Origin of the sequence: Sphingopyxis sp. QXT-31 (assembly GCF_001984035.1) — a bacterium.
Lineage (GTDB): Bacteria > Pseudomonadota > Alphaproteobacteria > Sphingomonadales > Sphingomonadaceae > Sphingopyxis.
The window spans coordinates 4,255,610-4,273,730 of sequence record NZ_CP019449.1 but is presented as its reverse complement, the minus strand read 5'-3'; the positions used below and the strand labels follow the sequence as shown (position 1 = coordinate 4,273,730).

Here is an 18,121-nt window from a genome sequence, read left to right as displayed (position 1 = left end):
GTGGAAGTTGAGACACCCTTCGACCTTGCGCAACGCCGATGGACATCTCGACTTCGCTCGATGCGAACGGATTGATGGGAGCACATTGGAACCATCCGCTTACGCGTGGTCGATGACCAGGCCGTCGATCTCGTTCGCGACATCCTCGAAGCTGTCGGTGACGCGTTCGAGGTGGCGGAACAATTCGCGCGCGATCAGGAAGCGCGTCGGGTTCGCCTCGCCATGCTCGCGGAACAGGCGCTTGAGCCCCGCGGCGTGGATCTCGTCGGCATGGCCCTCCATCCGCACCAGCCGCTCGGTCAGCTCGTGGAGGCGCGGGCCGTTGGCGCCGATGTTGCGCAGCAGCGGCAGCGCCTCGGCGGTCAGCCGCGCGGCGTCGACGATGATGCCGCCGATGTCGCGCATCTCGGGTTCGAATTCGGTGACGTCATAGAGGTCGACCGCGCCCGCCGTCTTCTGCATCTCGTCGATCGCATCGTCCATCGAGGCGATCAGGCTGGTGATCGCGCTGCGGTCGAACGGGGTCAGGAAGGTGCGGCGGACGGTCTGCAGCACTTCGCGGGTGATCGCGTCGGCGTCATGCTCGCGCTCGATGATCTCGCGGACATGGTCGCCCATGCCCTCGCCGCCCTGCAGCATGCGCGACAGCGCGTTGGCGCCCGCGACCAGCGTCGCGGCGTGGCTTTCGAACAATTCGAAAAAATTTCCCTGTCGCGGCAGCAAACGCTGAAACCATGCGAACATCCAGCTCACCCCTGTCTTGTCGGCTACATTCTGAACGGCGCCGCGCGGCTGAGCGACGGCGCGGAAACCGCCGTCGCCGAACGAGCGGATCAGCGCCTGCAGGTCGGGTTCCTCGACCGCCGCAGCAGCCTCGTGGAACGCGAACCACCGGCGGTCGCGTTCGTCCATTTCTTTCCACTCGGCGAGTTCGTTGGTCACCGCGAGCGGAAACACCTCGACCTGGTACATGATCGACGCGCCATTGGCGCGGCGCTTGCGATATTCATAGCTGCCGATCGCCGTCGGGCAGACCGCGCCGATCACCCCCGCTTCCTCCTCGGCCTCGATCGCCGCGGCGGCGTGGCGCTCCATGCCGGTCAGCGGATTGCCCTTCGGCACCACCCAGCGCTTGGTCTCGCGCGAGGTGATCAGCAGGATCTCGGTCGGCCCGTCCTGCGCGGGCCCGCTGAACCGATAGGGCAGGACGGCAATTTGGCGCAATTATTCGATCCCTTTCCAGTGGGCTTGAGGCGGGTCGCGGCCGCATGGTTACAAATTGGTTTCGCCTCTATGACGATTTTGTGACAGTCACAAGCGAAGCCGGTTGCGCTAGCGCCACTTTCCGTAAACGTCAATTCGATTGCAAAATGCAACGCGGTGCGTAAGCTGGACCGTAAAGACATATGGGAGACGAGATCATGGCAGACAGTGCGACCATGGAACGCGCGAGCGGCACGGCGGCTGCCCCGGTCGATCAGGATGTGCTGATCGTCGGCGCGGGCATTTCGGGCATCGGCATGGCCGTGCATCTGCAGGCGCATAGCCCCGACCGCAGCTTTGCGCTTGTCGAGCGCCGCGCCGACCTCGGCGGCACCTGGGACCTGTTCCGCTATCCCGGCATCCGTTCGGACAGCGACATGCACACTTTGGGTTTCGTCTTCGAGCCGTGGAAGCACGAGAAGTCGATCGCCGACGGCCCCGCGATCCTCGACTATCTCAACCGCATCGTCGACGAGCGGCACATCCGCGAGCGCATCCGTTTCGACCGCAAGGTCGTGGGCGCCGACTGGGACAGCGCGGCGGCGCGCTGGACGGTGACGATGGAGGACGCCTCGGGCGGCACGTCGACCACCACCGCGCGCTGGCTATACCTCGGCGCGGGCTATTACGACTATGACTCCCCCTTCGACGCTAATTTCACCGGGCGCGACGATTTCCAGGGGCAGATCGTGCATCCGCAATTCTGGCCCAAGGACCTGGATTATACGGGCAAGAAGGTCGTGGTGATCGGGTCGGGCGCGACCGCGGTGACGATCGTCCCGGCGATGACCGATCCCAAGAACGGCCCCGGCGCGGCGCATGTCACCATGCTGCAGCGCACCCCGACCTGGTTCGCGATCCGCCCCGCCAAGGACGGCCTTGCCAATTTCCTGCGCAAGATCCTGCCCGAGCAACTCGCGTACAAGATCACCCGCTTCAAGAATGTGAAGATGCAGGACATCGTCTTCCAGAAGGCGCGCACCAAGCCGGAGAAGGTCCGCGACTTCCTGACCAAGCAGGTCCAGAAGACGCTGGGCGATCGTTACGATGCCGAAGCCTTCACTCCGCCCTATAATCCGTGGGAACAAAGGCTGTGCCTGGTCCCCGACGCCGATTTCTTCGAGGCGATCAAGCGCGACAAGGCGTCGGTGGTTACCGACCATATCGAGCGCTTCGACGCGACGGGCATCCAGCTCAAATCGGGCAAGCATCTGGACGCCGACATCATCGTCACCGCGACGGGGCTCAGCCTCGCGGTCGCGGGCAAGATTCCGGTGCGCGTCGACGGCGATATCGTCGACTGGAGCGAGCATTATTATTATAAGGCGTGCATGTTCTCGAACGTCCCGAATTTCTCGGCGGTGTTCGGTTATCTCAATGCCAGCTGGACTTTGCGCGCCGACATCGTCGCCGAATATGTCTGCCGCGTGCTCAACCATATGCAGGCGACCGGCACGACGGTGGCGACGCCCGTGCTCGCCGATCCGGCCAGCCTGACCGAGGAGAATATCTTCGACTTCTCGTCGGGCTATATCCAGCGCTCGCTGCACATCATGCCGAAAAATGCCGACAAGCTGCCGTGGCGGCTCAACCAGAATTATCTGCAGGACCGCGTCGACATGCGCACCGGTGCGATCGAGGACGGCGTGCTGAGCTTCGGCAATGCGCGCGCTCCAGCCGCCGAGGCCGAAGCCCCAGCGCTCGAAGCCGCCGAATGATCAGGCGGGCGGGGCCGCGCGCTTGGCGCGGCGCCGCCTGACCAGCCAGAAGATCAGCCCGCCGATCGCCAGCAGCAGCAACGGCACGGCGATCCGCATGGTCTTGGCGCCCGCCTCATAGCTTTCGATGAAGGTCAGCGCATCGGGCTTGGTCGAGCTGCCGACGACATTCCACTCGACGATCTGCAGCGGCGCATCATTCTCGGCAAAGAAGCGCAGCGACACCGTCGTCCATTTGGCACCCGAATGGCCGACGACGACCACCTCCTCCTGCCTTTGCTTGATCCCCGGCTCGGCATTGGTCTTCCACTCATAGGAAGCGAGCTGCCAGGTCGCTTTCCCTTCGGGGCATTCGCGCTGCAACTGCGACGCGGCCGCGACCGCAGTGTTCGCGATCTCGGGATGGAGCAGGCTCACCGTGCTCGCGGGATCGGTGCAGAAGCGCTCGGCGATGCCGATGATCTCCTTCTGCCGTTCGGGCGAGACCAGCTTGTCGAGCGTCGCCTGGAAGCTGCATCCCGCCAGCAGCAGCGCCAGCAGCCCCAGAAAGCCTGTAAAAATCGTCCGCATCGCAACCTCCCCCTGATGCCCGACCCCTATCCATGATGACGAATCGCGGCCGGTGAATCCAGCGCCTTTGTACCCGGTCCGCCGCGCTGTGCTGTGCCGCGGCGCACAGGCGGGTGCGCGATCCAACCATATTGACAGTAATATTATCGGGCTCCCGACTTTCCGAATGCACCAACGATATTTACTCTATTCACAAACTATAATAGTCTGCATGCGATCAGGGGGAGGTCGCATCATGACATTTTCGGAAACGCTATTTTGTCGGTTACCGCTTCGCGCCGTCGCATTCGCGCTGGCGGCACCGCTGCTTCTCGTCGGCTGTCAGGACAGCGGCTATGGAGAGAAGGAAGTCGCCGCCGCGGGCAGCTGTCCCGAGGGCTTCGGCTGGGCCGAGGGGCTGCAGGGCTATCTGAACCCGACCGCGACGCTGCCGACCGCGATGAGCGCCGATGCCGACGACTGCCTGTTCAACCAATGGTCGTGGGAGGCTTTCGTCTGGGCCAATGCGCCGATCGACGGCACGCCGCGCTTCCTGACCTGGCAGGTGCCCGACGACCTGCTGACCAACACCGGCGACGTCCCGCGCACCTCGCTGCTACGGCTCGACGCGCATATGAAGCCGATCCACATGGGCGCCAACGCCCCCAGCCAGGACGGCGCGATCGTCGAGGCCGACGGCAGCATGCTGATCGGGCCCAACGGCTATCCGGTCTATGCGTCGAGCCACATGACCTCGAATTATTTCGACACCGTCAAACGCAATCTGATCGCCACCGGCGCCTATCAGAACAACCCGAACCAGGACGATTATTTCAGCGTCGGCGACGCGATCGTGAAGGCGACCTGGTACCGGCTCGCCGCGGGCGAGGCCGCGCCCATGGGCGCCTATACGACGCAGGCCGAGGTTCCGGTGTTGCAGAACAATTGCACCGGCGGCGCCTGCGCCGTGGTGCCGAGCGGCAAATATGAGACGGTGACGGTCGCGCTCGTCGGCATGCACGTCGTCGGCTATACCGAGAACCATCCCGAATTCGTCTGGGCGACCTTCGAGCACAAGCTCAATGCGCCGATGTTCCCCGACAACACATTTGTGTTCGACGCGAGCCAGAGCAACCCGAACGACTTCACCTTCTACAAGGCGGGGACGCCCTATTCGCAAGCCGCCTTGCTGGTCGAGACCAACACCAACCCGGCGACGGTCAGCTTCGACGCGGCGACGGGCAAATTCTCGCCGATCACGCAGGTCGTGCAGATGAACCAGACCGGCGGCGACACCCAGCCGAACGGCCCCGCGAACATCGCCGCGATCAACACCGCGTCGCAGGGCGCGGCCAAGAATTTCCCGAACAATTCGCCGCTGCAGAATTACAATCTGATCGGCACCGCCTGGTTCAAGCCCAACACTTACGTCACCACCAACGCCAATTGGGCGAGCCTCAATCAGACCAACGCGGTCGGCGCGATCAGCCTGATGAACAGCACGGCGGAGACCTTCCTGCAGAGCGCCAAGGGGCAACAGGGCAACAACTGCTTCGAATGCCACAGCGCGACGAGCTTCTCCTACAACGGCATCCAGCCCAAGCCGCTGACGCCGCGCCGCGTCGCGATCAGCCACATGGTCGCGATGGGATCGCCCTATGAGGTGCCGAACACGCTGCCGGTGAAAGCGGGCGGAGCCGCACCGGCGCCAGCCGCGAAAGCACCACCAAAAAAATAGAGCTGCACTGGGTCGCAGTCGCGTAACCCCGGGTCTGAATAAGGCCCGGGGTTATGTCTTTTGGGCAGATGGCGGTTTCGGGGTGGAGAGCGGCCGTAAGGCCCTTTGCCCTTGAGGGGAGAGGATAGCGCAGCTTGCTCCGTCAGGAGCTAGCGAAGCTTGGAGAGGGGTGCTTGGACACCGGCGATCGGAAACCTCTCTCAACTCCGGCTAGGCAGCAAGCTGCCAAGCCTGCGTATCTCTCCCCTCAAGGGAAGAGAGCATAACCCTGCGAACGGCAACTAACGCCCGATACCGGCCACCTCCCTCAATCCACATGCTCGGGCTTGCCCTTGGTCGAACCCTTCGCAAACTCCTCGAGCTGTTTTTCGGTCATACTCTCGGCCATTTCTTTAGACGCGCCCTTGAGCTTCGATTCGGGCGTATCGCCCCTTTTGGCGCTGAGCGCCGCGCCTGCGGCTTTCTGCTGCGCTTTCGACTTGGCTGGCATCGTCTTTCTCCTGCCCGTCCCCGTCATCCATTAACGATCGTGCCGCCGTTGGGATGCAGCACCTGGCCCGACATATAGCTGCTGTCTTCGCATGCGAGGAACAGGAAGCAGGGCGCGACCTCATTGGGTTCGCCGGGGCGCTTCATCGGCGTGCTTTCGCCGAAGGTCGCGACCTTCTTGGCGGGCGCCCCGCCGCGCGGGTTGAGCGGGGTCCAGATCGGCCCGGGCGCGACGCCGTTGACGCGGATGCCCTTCTCCACCAGGTTTTCGCTGAGCGAACGGGTGAAGGCGGTGATCGCGCCCTTGGTGGCGCTGTAATCGAGCAGCCCGCCCGACCCCTGATACATGGTGACGCTGGTGCAATTGACGATCGCCGCGCCTTTCTTCAGGTGCGGCAGCGCCGCCTGCACCAGATAGAACATGCCGAAGATGTTGGTCGCAAAGGTGCGCTGCAATTGCTCGGGGCTGATGTCGCGAATATCCTCCGCGGGATGCTGCTCGCCGGCATTGTTGATCAGGATGTCGAGGCGGCCGAGCTTCTCCACGGCCTGAGCGACGATCTTTTCCCCCGCGCCGATCTTGCCGACGTCGGCCTTGATCGTGATGGCGCGCCGCCCCTCAGCCTCGACGATCGCCGCACTTTCCACCGCATCGGCGCGATTCTCATGATAGACGATCGCTACATCGGCGCCCTCGCGTGCGAATAGTGCACACACCGCGCGACCGATCCCGCTGTCGCCGCCCGTGACGATCGCGACCTTGCCGTGCAGCCGCCCCGATCCCGGATAGCGCGGCTGCCATTTCGGCGCGCGGTCGAGGTCGGCCTCGCGACCCTTCGGCGGCTTGGCGATCGTCTTGCCTGCGCCGACCTCCTGCTTGAGCTTCGCCGCGGCGCGCTTCTTGCCTTTCTTCTCCGCGATCGTTTCGCCGACCTTGCCGGCCTTGGGTTGCTTGGCCATGATCCTATCTTCCCGCTTTGAAGTCGCGCGCATATTCGGGCTTTACCACAGCCACGAGCTTCGCCGTCACCGGCAGGTTGATCCGGTAGTCGCCCTCGGCATATGCGCCGATCTCGTAAGGCGCGATCGCGATCGTCATGCGGTCGATGTGGCGCCCGTCGGACGAGCCGAGCCAGACGGTCTGCGCCGAGGCTGGCGGGCATTTCGCAAACATCCCGTCGGGTTCGTCTGTGGGCTGGATGCCCTTGGCGGCTTTCGCCCGCTGGATCGCGGCGCAGAAATCTTCGCCAATGGCGGCGTCGAAAGCTTCGCCGCTGGTGAACAGGTCGAGTGGCGCCAGCTTCACCGCATTGCTGCGGTCCCAGATCAGCGTGTCGAAGTTGGTCATCCCGTGCGCGCCGCCGGTATAGGTATCGATCCCGCTCGACAGGGAGAGGAAACGCGGGGTGTTCGACACCCGCTGCCATGTCTGGAGGTGGCTGTGCGCGCGGTAGGGAAAGCCCTCCTGCTTCATTAGCGCCTGATCGCGGCGCGATTCGGCGATCAGCGCATCGCGCTTGGTTACGCGGTCGTTGTCGAGCCATTCGGCGATCCGCGGGATCTGTGCGGCTTCGAGCGGATAGCTGTAGGCGAACTCCATCAGATCGCTTTTTTCCTCGACATTCGACGCGGTGGCGTTGGCGACCTTCACATCGTCGATCGCCCCCGGCGGCGCACCCGGTACTTTGGCCGCGGCCTCCTTCTGGGCCTGGGTCGGTTCCGGCTCGGCCGAGCAGGCCGCGACGAGCAAGATCGCCGGGACGAACGCGGCGGCGAAGCGGTGCGGGAATAGGATAGCCATGCCCGAACAACGCCGGGAATCGACAAAGTTTCCGCGTCGGCCTAGCACCGCGCACATGACCGACTATTCCGATCTGATCCAGCCCGACAAGGGGCAGGAGGCGCGCCCGATCCACCTCGTCGACAAAAAGAACTACGACGGCTGGCTCAAGAGCCGCAGCGCCCGCGAACGCGCGCATCTCGCCGCGGTCGGCTTCAAGCCCGATGCCTTTGTCCATGCGATATTGCCCGGCGACGATCCGGAGAAATGGGGCGTCGTCACCGCGGTCGCCAATGTCGACAGCCTGTCGGCCTGGTGCCTCGCCAAGCTGGGCCAGATCCTCCCCGACGGTCGCTACCGTGTCGAAGGCGCGCAGCCGGGCAAGGCGACGTTCGGCTGGATGAGCGGCCAATATCGCTTCGACCGCTACCGCCCCAAGGCCGAGCCGCGCGCGCCGCGCGTCTTGCTGACCAGCGACGTCGGCGGAATCGCCGCGGTGGTCGCCGAGATGCGCGCTACCGCGCTGGTGCGCGACATGGTGAACACGCCGGCCGCCGACATGGGCCCCGCGGCGATCGAGAAGGAAGCCGAGCGCATCGCCAAGGCGCATGGCGCCAAGCTGACCGTCACCAAGGGCGAGGCGCTGGAGCAGGGTTATCCGATGATCCACGCGGTCGGGCGCGCGGCGGCGAAGCATCATGCCCCGCGACTGATCGAGATCGTCTGGGGCAAGGACAACCACCCCAAGGTCGCGCTCGTCGGCAAGGGGATCAGCTTCGACAGCGGCGGGCTCGACATCAAGCCGTCGGCGGGCATGCGGCTGATGAAGAAGGATATGGGCGGCGCCGCGCATGTGCTGGCGCTTGCCGAGCTGGTGATGGCGAGCGGGCTGCCGGTGCGGCTGCACTGCCTGGTCGCGGCGGCGGAAAATGCGATTTCGGCCGACGCCTTCCGCCCCGGCGACGTGCTGAAGAGCCGACTGGGGCTCACGGTCGAGATCGGCAACACCGACGCCGAGGGGCGGCTGGTGCTCGGCGACGCGTTGGCGAAGGCGAGCGAGGACAAGCCCGAGCTGATCGTCGATTTCGCGACGCTCACCGGCGCCGCACGCGTCGCGCTCGGCCCCGACCTGCCGCCGCTCTTCGCCAATGACGATGGCCTGGCCGAGGCGATGCTGGCGGGCGGCATCGAGCGCGACGATCCCTTGTGGCGCATGCCGCTGTGGGACGGTTATGCGGACCTGCTCGAAACCGACATCGCCGACTTGGGCAACGCGGGTTCGTCGGCCTTCGCCGGGACGATAACCGCGGCGCTGTTTCTCAAACGCTTCGTCGGCGACGGTATCGCCTGGGCGCATATCGACACCTTCGCCTGGCGCCCCTCGGCGAAGCACGGTCGGCCCAAAGGGGGCGCGGCGCTCGGGCTGCGCGCAACCTGGGCGATGCTGCAAGCGCGTTATGACCGGCGGCGCAAGGGCGATGCGTCTTGATCGCAGGGCCAGCGCGGTCTAATGCGCCGCGATTGAGCGCCGGACGGCGGTTTTGACGACATATCGGAACATCGAGTGACAGCAGAGGGCGAACAACTGGCGGCGGGTCGCATCCGCATGGGACGCCCCGGCGCGGCCGGCGCGGGGCGCGACCGTTTCGGGCTGAGTGGGACCTCGCAAAGCTACGACCCGCGCGTCGTCGCGATCCGCCCCGACCTCGCCGATATCACGGTCGCGGGGCAGCATTTCGCACCGCATTATGCCGCGCCGATGATGAGCAGCTGCGTCCTGCCCTCCGCGGTGCTGCGCAGCGCGCCGTCGGTCGATGCCGACCAGACGAGCGAGCTCCTGTTCGGCGAAGGCTTTGCCTTGCTCGACCTGACCGGCGGCTGGGCGTGGGGCTATTGCCTCGCCGACCATTATGTCGGCTATCTCGCCGCCGACGCGCTCGGCGCTCCGATCGCCCCGACGCACCGCGTGCGCGCCAGCGAAGCCCTGCTCCACAGCGCGCCCGACGCCGCGAGCGGCGGGTCGGCGGTGCTGCCGCGCGGCGCGCTGGTGATGGGCGAGCCCGAGCGCGAATGGCTCGCAACCGCGCACGGCTATCTGCCGCTCGCGGCGCTGGTCGAGGCCGATGCCGAAGCGAAGGATGCCGCCGCGGTCGCCGATGAACTGGTCGGCGCCCCCTATCTGTGGGGCGGGCGCACCGCCGCGGGGATCGACTGTTCGGGGCTGGTCCAGCTTGCCTGGGCCGCGGCCGGCGTGCAGCTGCCGCGCGACAGCGACCTGCAGCTCGCCTCGCTCGGCGCCGACAAGGATGTCGATCCAGCGGCGCTCCAGCGCGGCGACCTCGTCTTTTTCCCCGGCCATGTCGGGATCATGGCCGACGCCAGCAACATCATCCACGCCAGCCGACGATGGATGGCGGTGAAGGTGGAGCCGCTGGCCGACGTCATCGCACGATCGGCCGCCAAGGGACATGCGCCGCCGGTGAGCGGTTATAAAAGACTGACATAACATCATGACACAGACGGTATTCATCGACGGCGCGGCGGGAACGACGGGCCTCGAAATCGCCGAGCGGCTCGCAGGACGGGCCGAATTCTCGCTGCTGACGCTGGACGAAGCGCGGCGCAAGGATGCGGGCGCGCGGCGCGAAGCGCTCAACGATGCCGATTTCGTCATCCTCTGCCTGCCCGACGCCGCGGCGGTCGAGGCGGTCGGCATGATTGCGAACGACCGCACCAAGGTGATCGACGCTTCGACCGCGCACCGCGTCGCGCCGGGCTGGGCCTATGGCTTTCCCGAGCTCAGCGCGGGGCAGCGCGAGGCGATCGCCGCGGCGACGCGCGTGAGCAACCCCGGTTGCTATCCGACCGGTTTCCTCGCGCTGGTCGCGCCGCTGGTCGCGGCGGGCATCGTCGCCAGCGACGCGCGGCTCAGCATCAATGCGGTGTCGGGCTATTCGGGCGGCGGCAAGGAGCTGATAGCGCGCTTCGAGGCCGAACCCGACATCGGCTTTCGCAGCTATGGGCTGTCGCTGGCGCACAAACATGTGCCCGAGATGCAGGTCGGCGCAGGCCTGACGCATCCCCCGCTGTTCGCGCCGGCGGTCGTGCCGGTCTACCGCGGGATGCTGGTCGAGGTGCCGCTGGCGGTCGATACGCCGGCCGCCGATGCCGCCTACGACGCGCTCGCGGCGCATTATGCCGGGTCGCCGCTGGTCAGCGTGCGCCGCGCGGGCGACGAGAGCGAGCTCTTGCTGCGCAAGGATGACGCCGCGACCGACGCGATGGAGCTGATGCTCTACGCCAGTGCCGACGGCACCCAGCTGCGCCTCGTCGCGCGGCTCGATAATCTCGGCAAGGGCGCGAGCGGCGCCTGCGTGCAGAACCTCAACATCATGGCGGCCTTGCCCGAGACCGCGGGGCTGCGCCTCTGAATTCCTTCTCCCTCGATGGGAGAAGGATACGGAGCCTTGCGCCTCTGGCGCTAGGCGGAGTTGGATGAGGGTGAGGGTGCGCCATAGCGCCGCCCGCTTCAGGCCGAGGCCGCGCCCCCACCGCTGCGACTAAGCAGCAAGCTGCCAAGTGTCGCTGCCTCCCCCATCAAGGGGGAGGGAGATGGGTCAGTGCACCGTGCCGAGCACGTCCTCGATCGAGAGATAGGTGATCAGCCGCTCGATCTGGCGCCAGCGCGCAAAGTGGATGTGGTTGCCGAGCACGCGATACTGCTCGGCGCGCGCCGCCGCGGCATAGCCCGCCTCGTCGCCGTGGCGCGCGATCAGCGCGTGCGCCTCGTCAACCGCGGCGCGGTCGGGCAGATAAGGTGCCGGCAGTTCCATGGTGTCCCCGATCATGTCGGGGCCCGCTCTACGCGCGTCGCCTCACCGCGCCGTTCCCAATAGTGCTGAACGAGCGGGTAAGGTTAATCGCAGGGTACCATCGGTTAACCATGGCGCCTCCGCTTTTCGCCCCTTTGCCACGGCCCGCCGCATGTGTAGACAGGATGCCATGCGCAAGATCCTGAAATATGTCCTCCTCGCCCTGCTGCTGATCCTGATCGTCGGGGGCATCACGCTCTACATCATGTCGCGACCCGATGTGGCGCGCTTCTCGACCGCCGAGACGAGCGGCCGGGTGCCGGTGATGGGCGCGCAGGACGCGCAGACCATCCCGACGATCAATGTGCCCGAGGCGACGAGCTGGCCCGCAGGCCAGGCGCCGCGCGCCGCCGCCGGCCTGACCGTCCAGCGCTTCGCCGAGGGGCTCGACCATCCGCGCACCATCCTCGTGCTCCCGAACGGCGACGTGCTCACGGCCGAGAGCCAGAGCCCGCCGCGCGACACATCGGGCATCGAGGGCGCGGTGATGAGCAAGCTGATGACCAAGGGCGGCACCGGCCGCCGCCCGTCGGCGAACCGCATCACCCTGCTCCGCGACGCCGACGGCGACGGCAAGGCCGAGGTCAAGAGCGCGTATATCACCGGCCTCAACTCGCCCTATGGCATGGCGCTGGTCGGCGACACGCTCTATGTGGCCAATACCGACGCGCTGCTCGCTTTCCCTTATGTTGCGGGCGAGACCAAGATGAGCGGCAAGCCCGTCAAGATCGTCGACCTGCCCGCCAAGGGCACCAACCGCCACTGGACCAAGAGCCTGGCCGCGGCGCCCAATGGCTGGCTGTACATCGGCGTCGGCGCCGATTCGAACATCGGCGAAAAGGGCATGAATCGCGAGTTCCGCCGCGCCGCGGTGCTCGAGGTGCGGCCCGAGAATAAATATATGCGCACCTTCGCCGCGGGCATCCGCAACCCCGTCGGCGTCGCCTTCTACCCCGGCAGCGACCAGCTGTGGACCGTGGTCAACGAGCGCGACATGCTCGGCAGCGACCTGGTCCCCGACTATCTGGCCGAAGTCGACGAGGGCGATTTCTATGGCTGGCCCTGGTATTATTGGGGCGGCTTCGTCGACCCACGGGTCGAGCCCGAGGCCGAGGATCGCCGCCAATATGTCCGGCGCCCCGCATATGCGCTGGGCGCCCACACCGCGCCGCTCGGCATGACCTTCACCCAAGGGCTCGACCTCGGCGAGCGTTTCGCCAATGGCGCGCTGATCGCCCGCCACGGCTCGTGGAACCGCGAGCCGGTGTCGGGATACGACGTCGTGTTCGTGAAGTTCGGCGCCAACGGCAAACCCGCCGAGGCGCTGCCGATCGCGCTGCTCGACCAGTTCCTGGGCAAGGACGGCAAGACGACCCGCGGCCGCCCGGCCGATGTGAAGGTCGCCAAGGACGGCAGCGCGCTGATCGCCGACGACACCGGCGGGGTGATCTGGCGGGTGGCGAAGGCGGGGTAAGGCTGAACACCAATAAACCCCCTCCCCCTTGATGGGGGAGGCAGCGAGACTTGGCGACGCAGTCGCTTAGTCGCAGCGGTAGGGGTGGGGTCTCGGCCTGAACGGGACGGTGCAAGGACGCACCATCACCCTCATCCAACTCCGCCTAGCGCCAAAGGCGCAAGGCTTCATATCCTTCTCCCATCAAGGGACAAGGAATTAGACCCGCATCGGCATCAGCACGTACAGCGCCGGGCTCTTCTCGCTTTCGCGGATCAGCGTCGGGGCGTTGGCGTCGGCCAAGTGCAGCTCGACATTGTCGCCGTCGACCTGGCCGAGGATGTCGCTGAGATAACGCGCGTTGAAGCCGATCTCCATCGCCTCGCTGTCGTAAGCCGCGGCGAGTTCCTCGGCGGCGGTGCCGTTTTCGGGGCTGGTGACGCTGAGCGTGATGCGGTCCTTGTCGAGCCCGACCTTGACCGCGCGGGTCTTTTCGCTGGCGATCGTCGAGACGCGGTCGACGCCCTGAAAAAGACTCTTCGGATCGACTTTGAGCAGGCGGTCGTTCGCGGTCGGGATGACGCGGCTGTAATCGGGGAAGGTGCCGTCGATCAGCTTCGAGGTGAGCACGGCGTTGCCCAGCTGGAAGCGGATCTTGGTCGCCGACAGGCTGATCTCGACATTACCCTCGGCCTCGTCGAGCAATTTGCGAATTTCGCCGACGCATTTGCGCGGCACGATGACGTCGGGCATCGACGCCGCGCCGTCGGGGCGCGTCACGGTGTAGCGCGCGAGGCGGTGGCCGTCGGTCGCCGCGGCCTTGAGCACCGGGCCCGTCGCATCCTCGGCAACGTGGAAGAAGATGCCGTTCAGATAATAGCGCGTTTCCTCGGTCGAGATGGCAAAGCGCGTCTTGTCGATGATCTCGATCAGCTCGGCGACGGGCAGTTCGAAATTGGTCGGCAGGTCGCCCTCGGCGATCACCGGGAAATCGTCGCGCGGCAGCGTCGGCAGGTTGAAGTTCGAGCGGCCGGCCTTGACCTGCATCTTGCCCTCGGCGGCGGCGAGGCTGACCTCGGCGCCCTCGGGCAGCTTGCGGGCGATTTCGAACAGGGTATGCGCTGACACGGTGGTGGTGCCGGCGGTTTCGACCTTCGCCGCGATCGTCTCGACCACCTGCAGGTCGAGGTCGGTCGCCATGAGTTTCAACTGACCGGTGGCGTCGGCCTCGATCAGCACGTTCGATAGGATGGGGATGGTGTTGCGCCGTTCGACCACCGACTGGACGTGGCCGAGGCTTTTCAGAAGTACCGCGCGTTCGATCGTCGCTTTCATTTGTATTCCGCCATCCTAATGCTCGTGCGGGAGAAGCCCCTGGAGGGTCAAGGGCACTGCGGGCCCAAAGACCCCGATTCCCTGCCCCCGAAAATGTCACCCATCCTTAACGTGCGCGTGGCGGCGTGCAAGCCATGCTTGCAAAGGCGGACCAATCGCGCAATCGAGGCGCGATGCGCCGCGCCCTCCCCCTTTTGCTCCTGCTGGCGGCGGCCCCCGCCGTGGCGCTCGCGGCGCCGCGCACCGCGCTCGGCATCTTCGACGGCTGGGGCGCATTTCGCGATCCCGGCACGCCGCGCTGCTATGCGATCGCCGCGCCCGCGGCGACGATCGGCACGCCGCAGGTCAAAGCCTATGCCAGCGTCGGTTATTGGCCCAAGTCGCGCATCCGCGGGCAATTCTACATCCGGCTGTCGAAGGCGCGCCGCGAAGGCGCCGAACTGCGGCTGACGATCGGCAGCCGCCGCTTCATCCTGACGGGCAACGGCGCGCACGGCTGGGCCAGCGACGCGCGGATGGACGCGGCGATCGTCGCCGCGATGCGGTCGGCACCGAGCATGAGCGTCGAAAGCACCAGCACGAGCGGCGGCTCGATCGCCGATACCTACCGCCTGCGCGGGGCGGCGACGGCGATCGACGCGGCGGCATTGGGGTGCGCAAGGCTGGGGTGAGGCCCGGCCGAAAAAGCACCCAAAACTGCGCAACGTCACACTGGAATCGCGGTTCGGCGCATAGGCGCCGCCTGAGGGCGGCGATCGGCAGCGCGCGGGCGCAACGGCTTGGACGAGTCTTCATCCTCCAGCTTGGATCACATGTGAATCCTTGGGAAGGCGCTTTTTGCGAACCCGCTTTCCCTAACGCAAGTGAAAGGAAAGGCGGTTATTATTCCCCCTCAGATGGCGGGGCGGAGCGGTATGGCGATCGGCGGTGTTTTGCGAACATTGGGGTTTCGCTGGATCTTCCCGATCGCTACGATGCCGATCCCCTATCACCCGCTGATCGGTATCGCCTTTTTGCTCGGCCCGATCCTGTGGGTGACGCGGCTGGCGCTGTCGGCGGCGACCGCGCCCGGGAGCGGCCTCGCCTGGTGGCATCCCCTCGTGGCCGCGCTGATGCTCGGCATCCCGATGTCGATCCCGATCGTCGCCTGGGGGATGATGGCGTTCCGCGCGCCGCTGGCGCAGGGCGTGCTGATCGCGGGGTCGATGCTGCTGCTGACGATCGACGTGGCGATGGGGCGTGTCGCGCCGTGGTGGGCGGCGCTGCCGGCGGGGTTCGTGCTGCTCTATGCGGTGCAGCGGATCGGCGGCAAGAGGAAGCTGGCCGACTTGCGGGCGGCGGCCGACAGCTGGTCGCCGGTCGATCCCGGCGACGCGACGGTGATCGTGACGGGTGAAGTGCATACCGCGTCGAAAGCGCGCACCCTGATCGACAGCGCCGATATCGCGCGTGTCCTGTCGTTGCCCGGCCCGCCGTTGCGCGGCCAGCGCCCGGCGCAGCCAGTGATGCTGCACCGATTGTCGGCAGAGGGCATGACGCGGTTGCGCGCGGCGTGCAAGGATGTCGGCCCCGCCGGCTGGCACCTGCCGCGTGCCGACGCCAAGCCGGTGCTGCAACGCCCCGCCGACGATGAGCCGGTCGAGGGGCTGACCGCGACGATCGCGCGCTATCGCTCGCTGTTGGTGGGCGGCTACCTGCACCGGCTGAGCCTCACCGATGGCGCGGGCGAGCGCGTGGTGGTCTGGGGCCATGCGCATATCGTCGCGCCCGTACCGATCTTCACCGTCTTTCACTGGACCGCGATCTTCGGCGGCAAGAGCGAATGGCATATCGGCTTTGCGCCCGACAAGACGGTGCGGCTGGGGCCGGAGTGGAGCAACGACTATCATATGCTGCCACGGCTGTTCACCGCGCGGGCGGAGGATGGCGGGCGCAACGACGATACGACGCTGTTCGGAGCCGATGGCGAAAGCGGGCTGCTCGCGGCGAGCCTGGCCGCAGCGGCGGCGGACGAGCGCGAACGCATCGCGGCCTTCTGGCGCAACGTCGCCGAGGCGCCGCTGGAGCCGAACGATGGCAACATCTTTCAGCGGATGTGCGACACGCCAAGGCTGTTCCGTCCCGGCGACGGGCAAAGGCTGGTCACCTGGCTGAAGGCGGCGCGCGCGGGCGGCAAATATTATCGTGTCCGCGACGCCGCGATGATGCTCGCGGCGTTGCCCGAAGACGAGTTTGCCGCGACCGGCCCGGCGTTGTTCGACATCGTCAACAGCCGTATTCTCGCCGGCGAGTGGCGCGCCGGGCCCGATCTCGACCGCGAGTCGCTCCCCAGGGATTGCCCCAGTTTCGGCCGGTTCGCCGGCTATGGCCTCGCGCTTCACCACCCACGGCTCTACAAGAGGTTTGCCGCACTGGGGCCGGAGGAAGCCGCGCTGGTGAAGGCGCTGGCCGACTCGCTCGACGGCAATCATCGCCTGGATTGAGCGGCGCCGCCTAGCTCCGCGCCAGCCGCGTCAGCGCGGCAGCGAGGAAGTCGAGCACCAGCCGCACGCGCGGCACATGCCGGAGCCGTTCGTGGGTCAACAGCCACAGCCCGGTTGTGTCCTCGCTCATCGCCGGAATACAGCGGACGAGGCTGGGCTCGCGGTCGGCGAGAAAGGCCGGCAGGACGCTGAGCCCCATGCCCGACCGCACGCCCGCGAGCAGGCCCGAAGCGCTGTCATATTGCATGACGACCGAATTCTCCAGGCCATGCCGCCGCAGCCACGCCTGATAGGGTTCCCAGACATAGCCGCCGCCGCCGATGAACGGGTGCGCCGCCAGTTCCTCGCGCGTGTGCGGGATGCCGTGGCGGTCGGCATAGTCGCGGCTGCAATAGACGGTCCAGGGATTGTCGGCGATGCGCCGCCCGACGAGCCCGCCGCCCGACGGCTGCTTGGTGCTGCGGATCGCGATGTCGGCGGCACCCGACGCGAGGTCGCGCGGCTCGTCGGTCGTCTCGAGATGGATGTGGATACCGGGATGCTCGGCGCGCAGGTCGCGGAGGATCGGCGGCAGGATCGTCACCGCGAAGATTTCCATCGTCGTCAGGCTCACCGTGCCGCCGGCATCGCGCGACTTGGCGCCCGCGGCGTCGCCGAAGCGGTCGGCGGCGTCGCGCACCGCGAGCGCGCTCGCCATCATCGCCTCGCCCACCGGGGTCAGCGCATAGCCCGCCTGGCGCCGCTCGAACAGATTGAGCCCGGTCGCTTCCTCCAGTGCGGCGATTCGGCGCGCGACGGTGGTCTGGCTGACGCGCAGCGCCTGCGCCGCCGCCAGCGTGCTGCCGGTCTCGGCGACCGCGAGAAAGGCCTTGAGGTCGTTCCAGTCGTACATGGCGTCTTGTGCGCCATAATCGCCCCTGCGCCATTCTGCAATTTTGCAGAATAGTCCGGCAACATCGTTGCTCCCGTGGCGTTCGCGTGCAGCCTATCTGTCGCCTACCGGCTTCCTCCCCTCCTCTTCAGCCGGACGAAGGAGACACAAGATGCAAAAGCTTCTGATCCTCGCCGCGCTCGCCACCGCCTCGGTCGGCCAGCCCGTATTCGCCCAGGACGCGCCCGCCAATCTCCCCGCCAATCCCAGCGTGGTGGTCCAGCACAAGGATCTCGACCTCGCGACCAAGGCGGGCGCGAAGGCGCTCGACCGGCGCATCTGGCGCGCGGTCGTCGAAGTCTGCGGCCCGGTGTCGAACTTCGACTTCGCGGGCACCAACGACGTGCGCCAGTGCCGCCGCGACACGCGGCAGCTTGCGACGGCGCAGGCCGACGCGGTCATCGCCAGCGCGGCGCGCGCCGAGCCGATCCGCGTGAGCGCGCTCGCGAAATAATCCACCAAAGCCTGAAGGCACTCCAGGCGATTCCGTGTTTCCCCGCCCCGGCGGGG

17 protein-coding genes are annotated in these 18,121 nt (G+C 66.6%); 9 read left to right on the top strand and 8 right to left on the bottom strand.

Features of this window, described 5'->3' with window-relative positions:
* Positions 1 to 99: 99 nt before the first annotated feature.
* Complete coding sequence (locus BWQ93_RS20425) at positions 100 to 1,224, bottom strand: DUF47 family protein (RefSeq protein WP_198040436.1); 1,125 nt, start codon at positions 1,222 to 1,224, stop codon at positions 100 to 102.
* 197 nt (positions 1,225 to 1,421) lie between these two features.
* Here BWQ93_RS20425 and BWQ93_RS20420 point away from each other — a divergent pair, with 197 nt between their 5' ends.
* Entirely contained in the window at positions 1,422 to 2,981 is a 1,560-nt protein-coding gene (locus BWQ93_RS20420; RefSeq protein WP_232314691.1) for a flavin-containing monooxygenase, read from the top strand.
* Here the strand turns inward: BWQ93_RS20420 and BWQ93_RS20415 are convergent, their stop codons facing one another.
* Positions 2,982 to 3,551, bottom strand: coding sequence for a hypothetical protein (locus BWQ93_RS20415; protein ID WP_077032093.1), 570 nt, complete (start codon positions 3,549 to 3,551; stop codon positions 2,982 to 2,984).
* A gap of 235 nt (positions 3,552 to 3,786) precedes the next feature.
* On the opposite strand from BWQ93_RS20415, the gene BWQ93_RS20410 reads away from it, so the two are divergent.
* Positions 3,787 to 5,268 (top strand): hypothetical protein, encoded by a 1,482-nt coding sequence (locus BWQ93_RS20410; RefSeq protein ID WP_077032092.1) that lies wholly within the window; start codon positions 3,787 to 3,789, stop codon positions 5,266 to 5,268.
* Positions 5,269 to 5,575: 307 nt separating this feature from the next.
* Here BWQ93_RS20410 and BWQ93_RS20405 read toward each other — a convergent pair whose 3' ends face one another.
* From BWQ93_RS20405 to BWQ93_RS20395, 3 genes are read right to left on the bottom strand one after another with little or no spacing between them, the layout of a single operon-like run.
* Positions 5,576 to 5,758, bottom strand: a complete 183-nt coding sequence (locus BWQ93_RS20405) for a DUF3008 family protein (protein WP_077032091.1) — start codon at positions 5,756 to 5,758, stop codon at positions 5,576 to 5,578.
* Between the two features lie 23 nt (positions 5,759 to 5,781).
* Complete coding sequence (locus tag BWQ93_RS20400; protein WP_083721087.1) at positions 5,782 to 6,717, bottom strand: SDR family oxidoreductase; 936 nt, start codon at positions 6,715 to 6,717, stop codon at positions 5,782 to 5,784.
* 4 nt (positions 6,718 to 6,721) lie between these two features.
* Complete coding sequence (locus tag BWQ93_RS20395; protein WP_077032090.1) at positions 6,722 to 7,558, bottom strand: DUF3298 and DUF4163 domain-containing protein; 837 nt, start codon at positions 7,556 to 7,558, stop codon at positions 6,722 to 6,724.
* A 55-nt stretch (positions 7,559 to 7,613) separates the two neighbouring features.
* Here BWQ93_RS20395 and BWQ93_RS20390 point away from each other — a divergent pair, with 55 nt between their 5' ends.
* The 3 genes from BWQ93_RS20390 to argC all read left to right on the top strand — a co-directional run bounded on the left by BWQ93_RS20390 (position 7,614) and on the right by argC (position 10,968).
* Complete coding sequence (locus tag BWQ93_RS20390) at positions 7,614 to 9,026, top strand: leucyl aminopeptidase family protein (protein ID WP_077032089.1); 1,413 nt, start codon at positions 7,614 to 7,616, stop codon at positions 9,024 to 9,026.
* A 75-nt stretch (positions 9,027 to 9,101) separates the two neighbouring features.
* The gene (locus tag BWQ93_RS20385) at positions 9,102 to 10,043 is read left to right on the top strand and encodes a C40 family peptidase (protein ID WP_232314690.1); all 942 of its coding nucleotides are present in this window, start codon (positions 9,102 to 9,104) and stop codon (positions 10,041 to 10,043) included.
* A gap of 4 nt (positions 10,044 to 10,047) precedes the next feature.
* Positions 10,048 to 10,968 (top strand): N-acetyl-gamma-glutamyl-phosphate reductase, encoded by a 921-nt coding sequence (gene argC / locus BWQ93_RS20380; protein ID WP_077032087.1) that lies wholly within the window; start codon positions 10,048 to 10,050, stop codon positions 10,966 to 10,968.
* A 186-nt stretch (positions 10,969 to 11,154) separates the two neighbouring features.
* On the opposite strand, the gene BWQ93_RS20375 is transcribed toward argC, so the two are convergent.
* Entirely contained in the window at positions 11,155 to 11,385 is a 231-nt protein-coding gene (locus tag BWQ93_RS20375; protein ID WP_231736171.1) for a hypothetical protein, read from the bottom strand.
* Positions 11,386 to 11,539: 154 nt separating this feature from the next.
* On the opposite strand from BWQ93_RS20375, the gene BWQ93_RS20370 reads away from it, so the two are divergent.
* Positions 11,540 to 12,883, top strand: coding sequence for a PQQ-dependent sugar dehydrogenase (locus BWQ93_RS20370; protein ID WP_077032086.1), 1,344 nt, complete (start codon positions 11,540 to 11,542; stop codon positions 12,881 to 12,883).
* Between the two features lie 198 nt (positions 12,884 to 13,081).
* Here the strand turns inward: BWQ93_RS20370 and dnaN are convergent, their stop codons facing one another.
* Complete coding sequence (gene dnaN, locus BWQ93_RS20365) at positions 13,082 to 14,197, bottom strand: DNA polymerase III subunit beta (protein WP_077032085.1); 1,116 nt, start codon at positions 14,195 to 14,197, stop codon at positions 13,082 to 13,084.
* Between the two features lie 173 nt (positions 14,198 to 14,370).
* On the opposite strand from dnaN, the gene BWQ93_RS20360 reads away from it, so the two are divergent.
* Together BWQ93_RS20360 and BWQ93_RS20355 are read left to right on the top strand one after the other, a co-directional pair.
* Positions 14,371 to 14,868 (top strand): hypothetical protein, encoded by a 498-nt coding sequence (locus BWQ93_RS20360; RefSeq protein WP_077032583.1) that lies wholly within the window; start codon positions 14,371 to 14,373, stop codon positions 14,866 to 14,868.
* A gap of 225 nt (positions 14,869 to 15,093) precedes the next feature.
* Positions 15,094 to 16,680, top strand: coding sequence for a hypothetical protein (locus tag BWQ93_RS20355; RefSeq protein WP_198040435.1), 1,587 nt, complete (start codon positions 15,094 to 15,096; stop codon positions 16,678 to 16,680).
* A 10-nt stretch (positions 16,681 to 16,690) separates the two neighbouring features.
* Here BWQ93_RS20355 and BWQ93_RS20350 read toward each other — a convergent pair whose 3' ends face one another.
* Entirely contained in the window at positions 16,691 to 17,572 is an 882-nt protein-coding gene (locus tag BWQ93_RS20350; protein ID WP_077032083.1) for a LysR family transcriptional regulator, read from the bottom strand.
* Between the two features lie 151 nt (positions 17,573 to 17,723).
* Between BWQ93_RS20350 and BWQ93_RS20345 the strand changes: the two genes are divergently transcribed.
* Entirely contained in the window at positions 17,724 to 18,065 is a 342-nt protein-coding gene (locus BWQ93_RS20345; RefSeq protein WP_077032082.1) for a UrcA family protein, read from the top strand.
* Positions 18,066 to 18,121 lie beyond the last annotated feature (56 nt).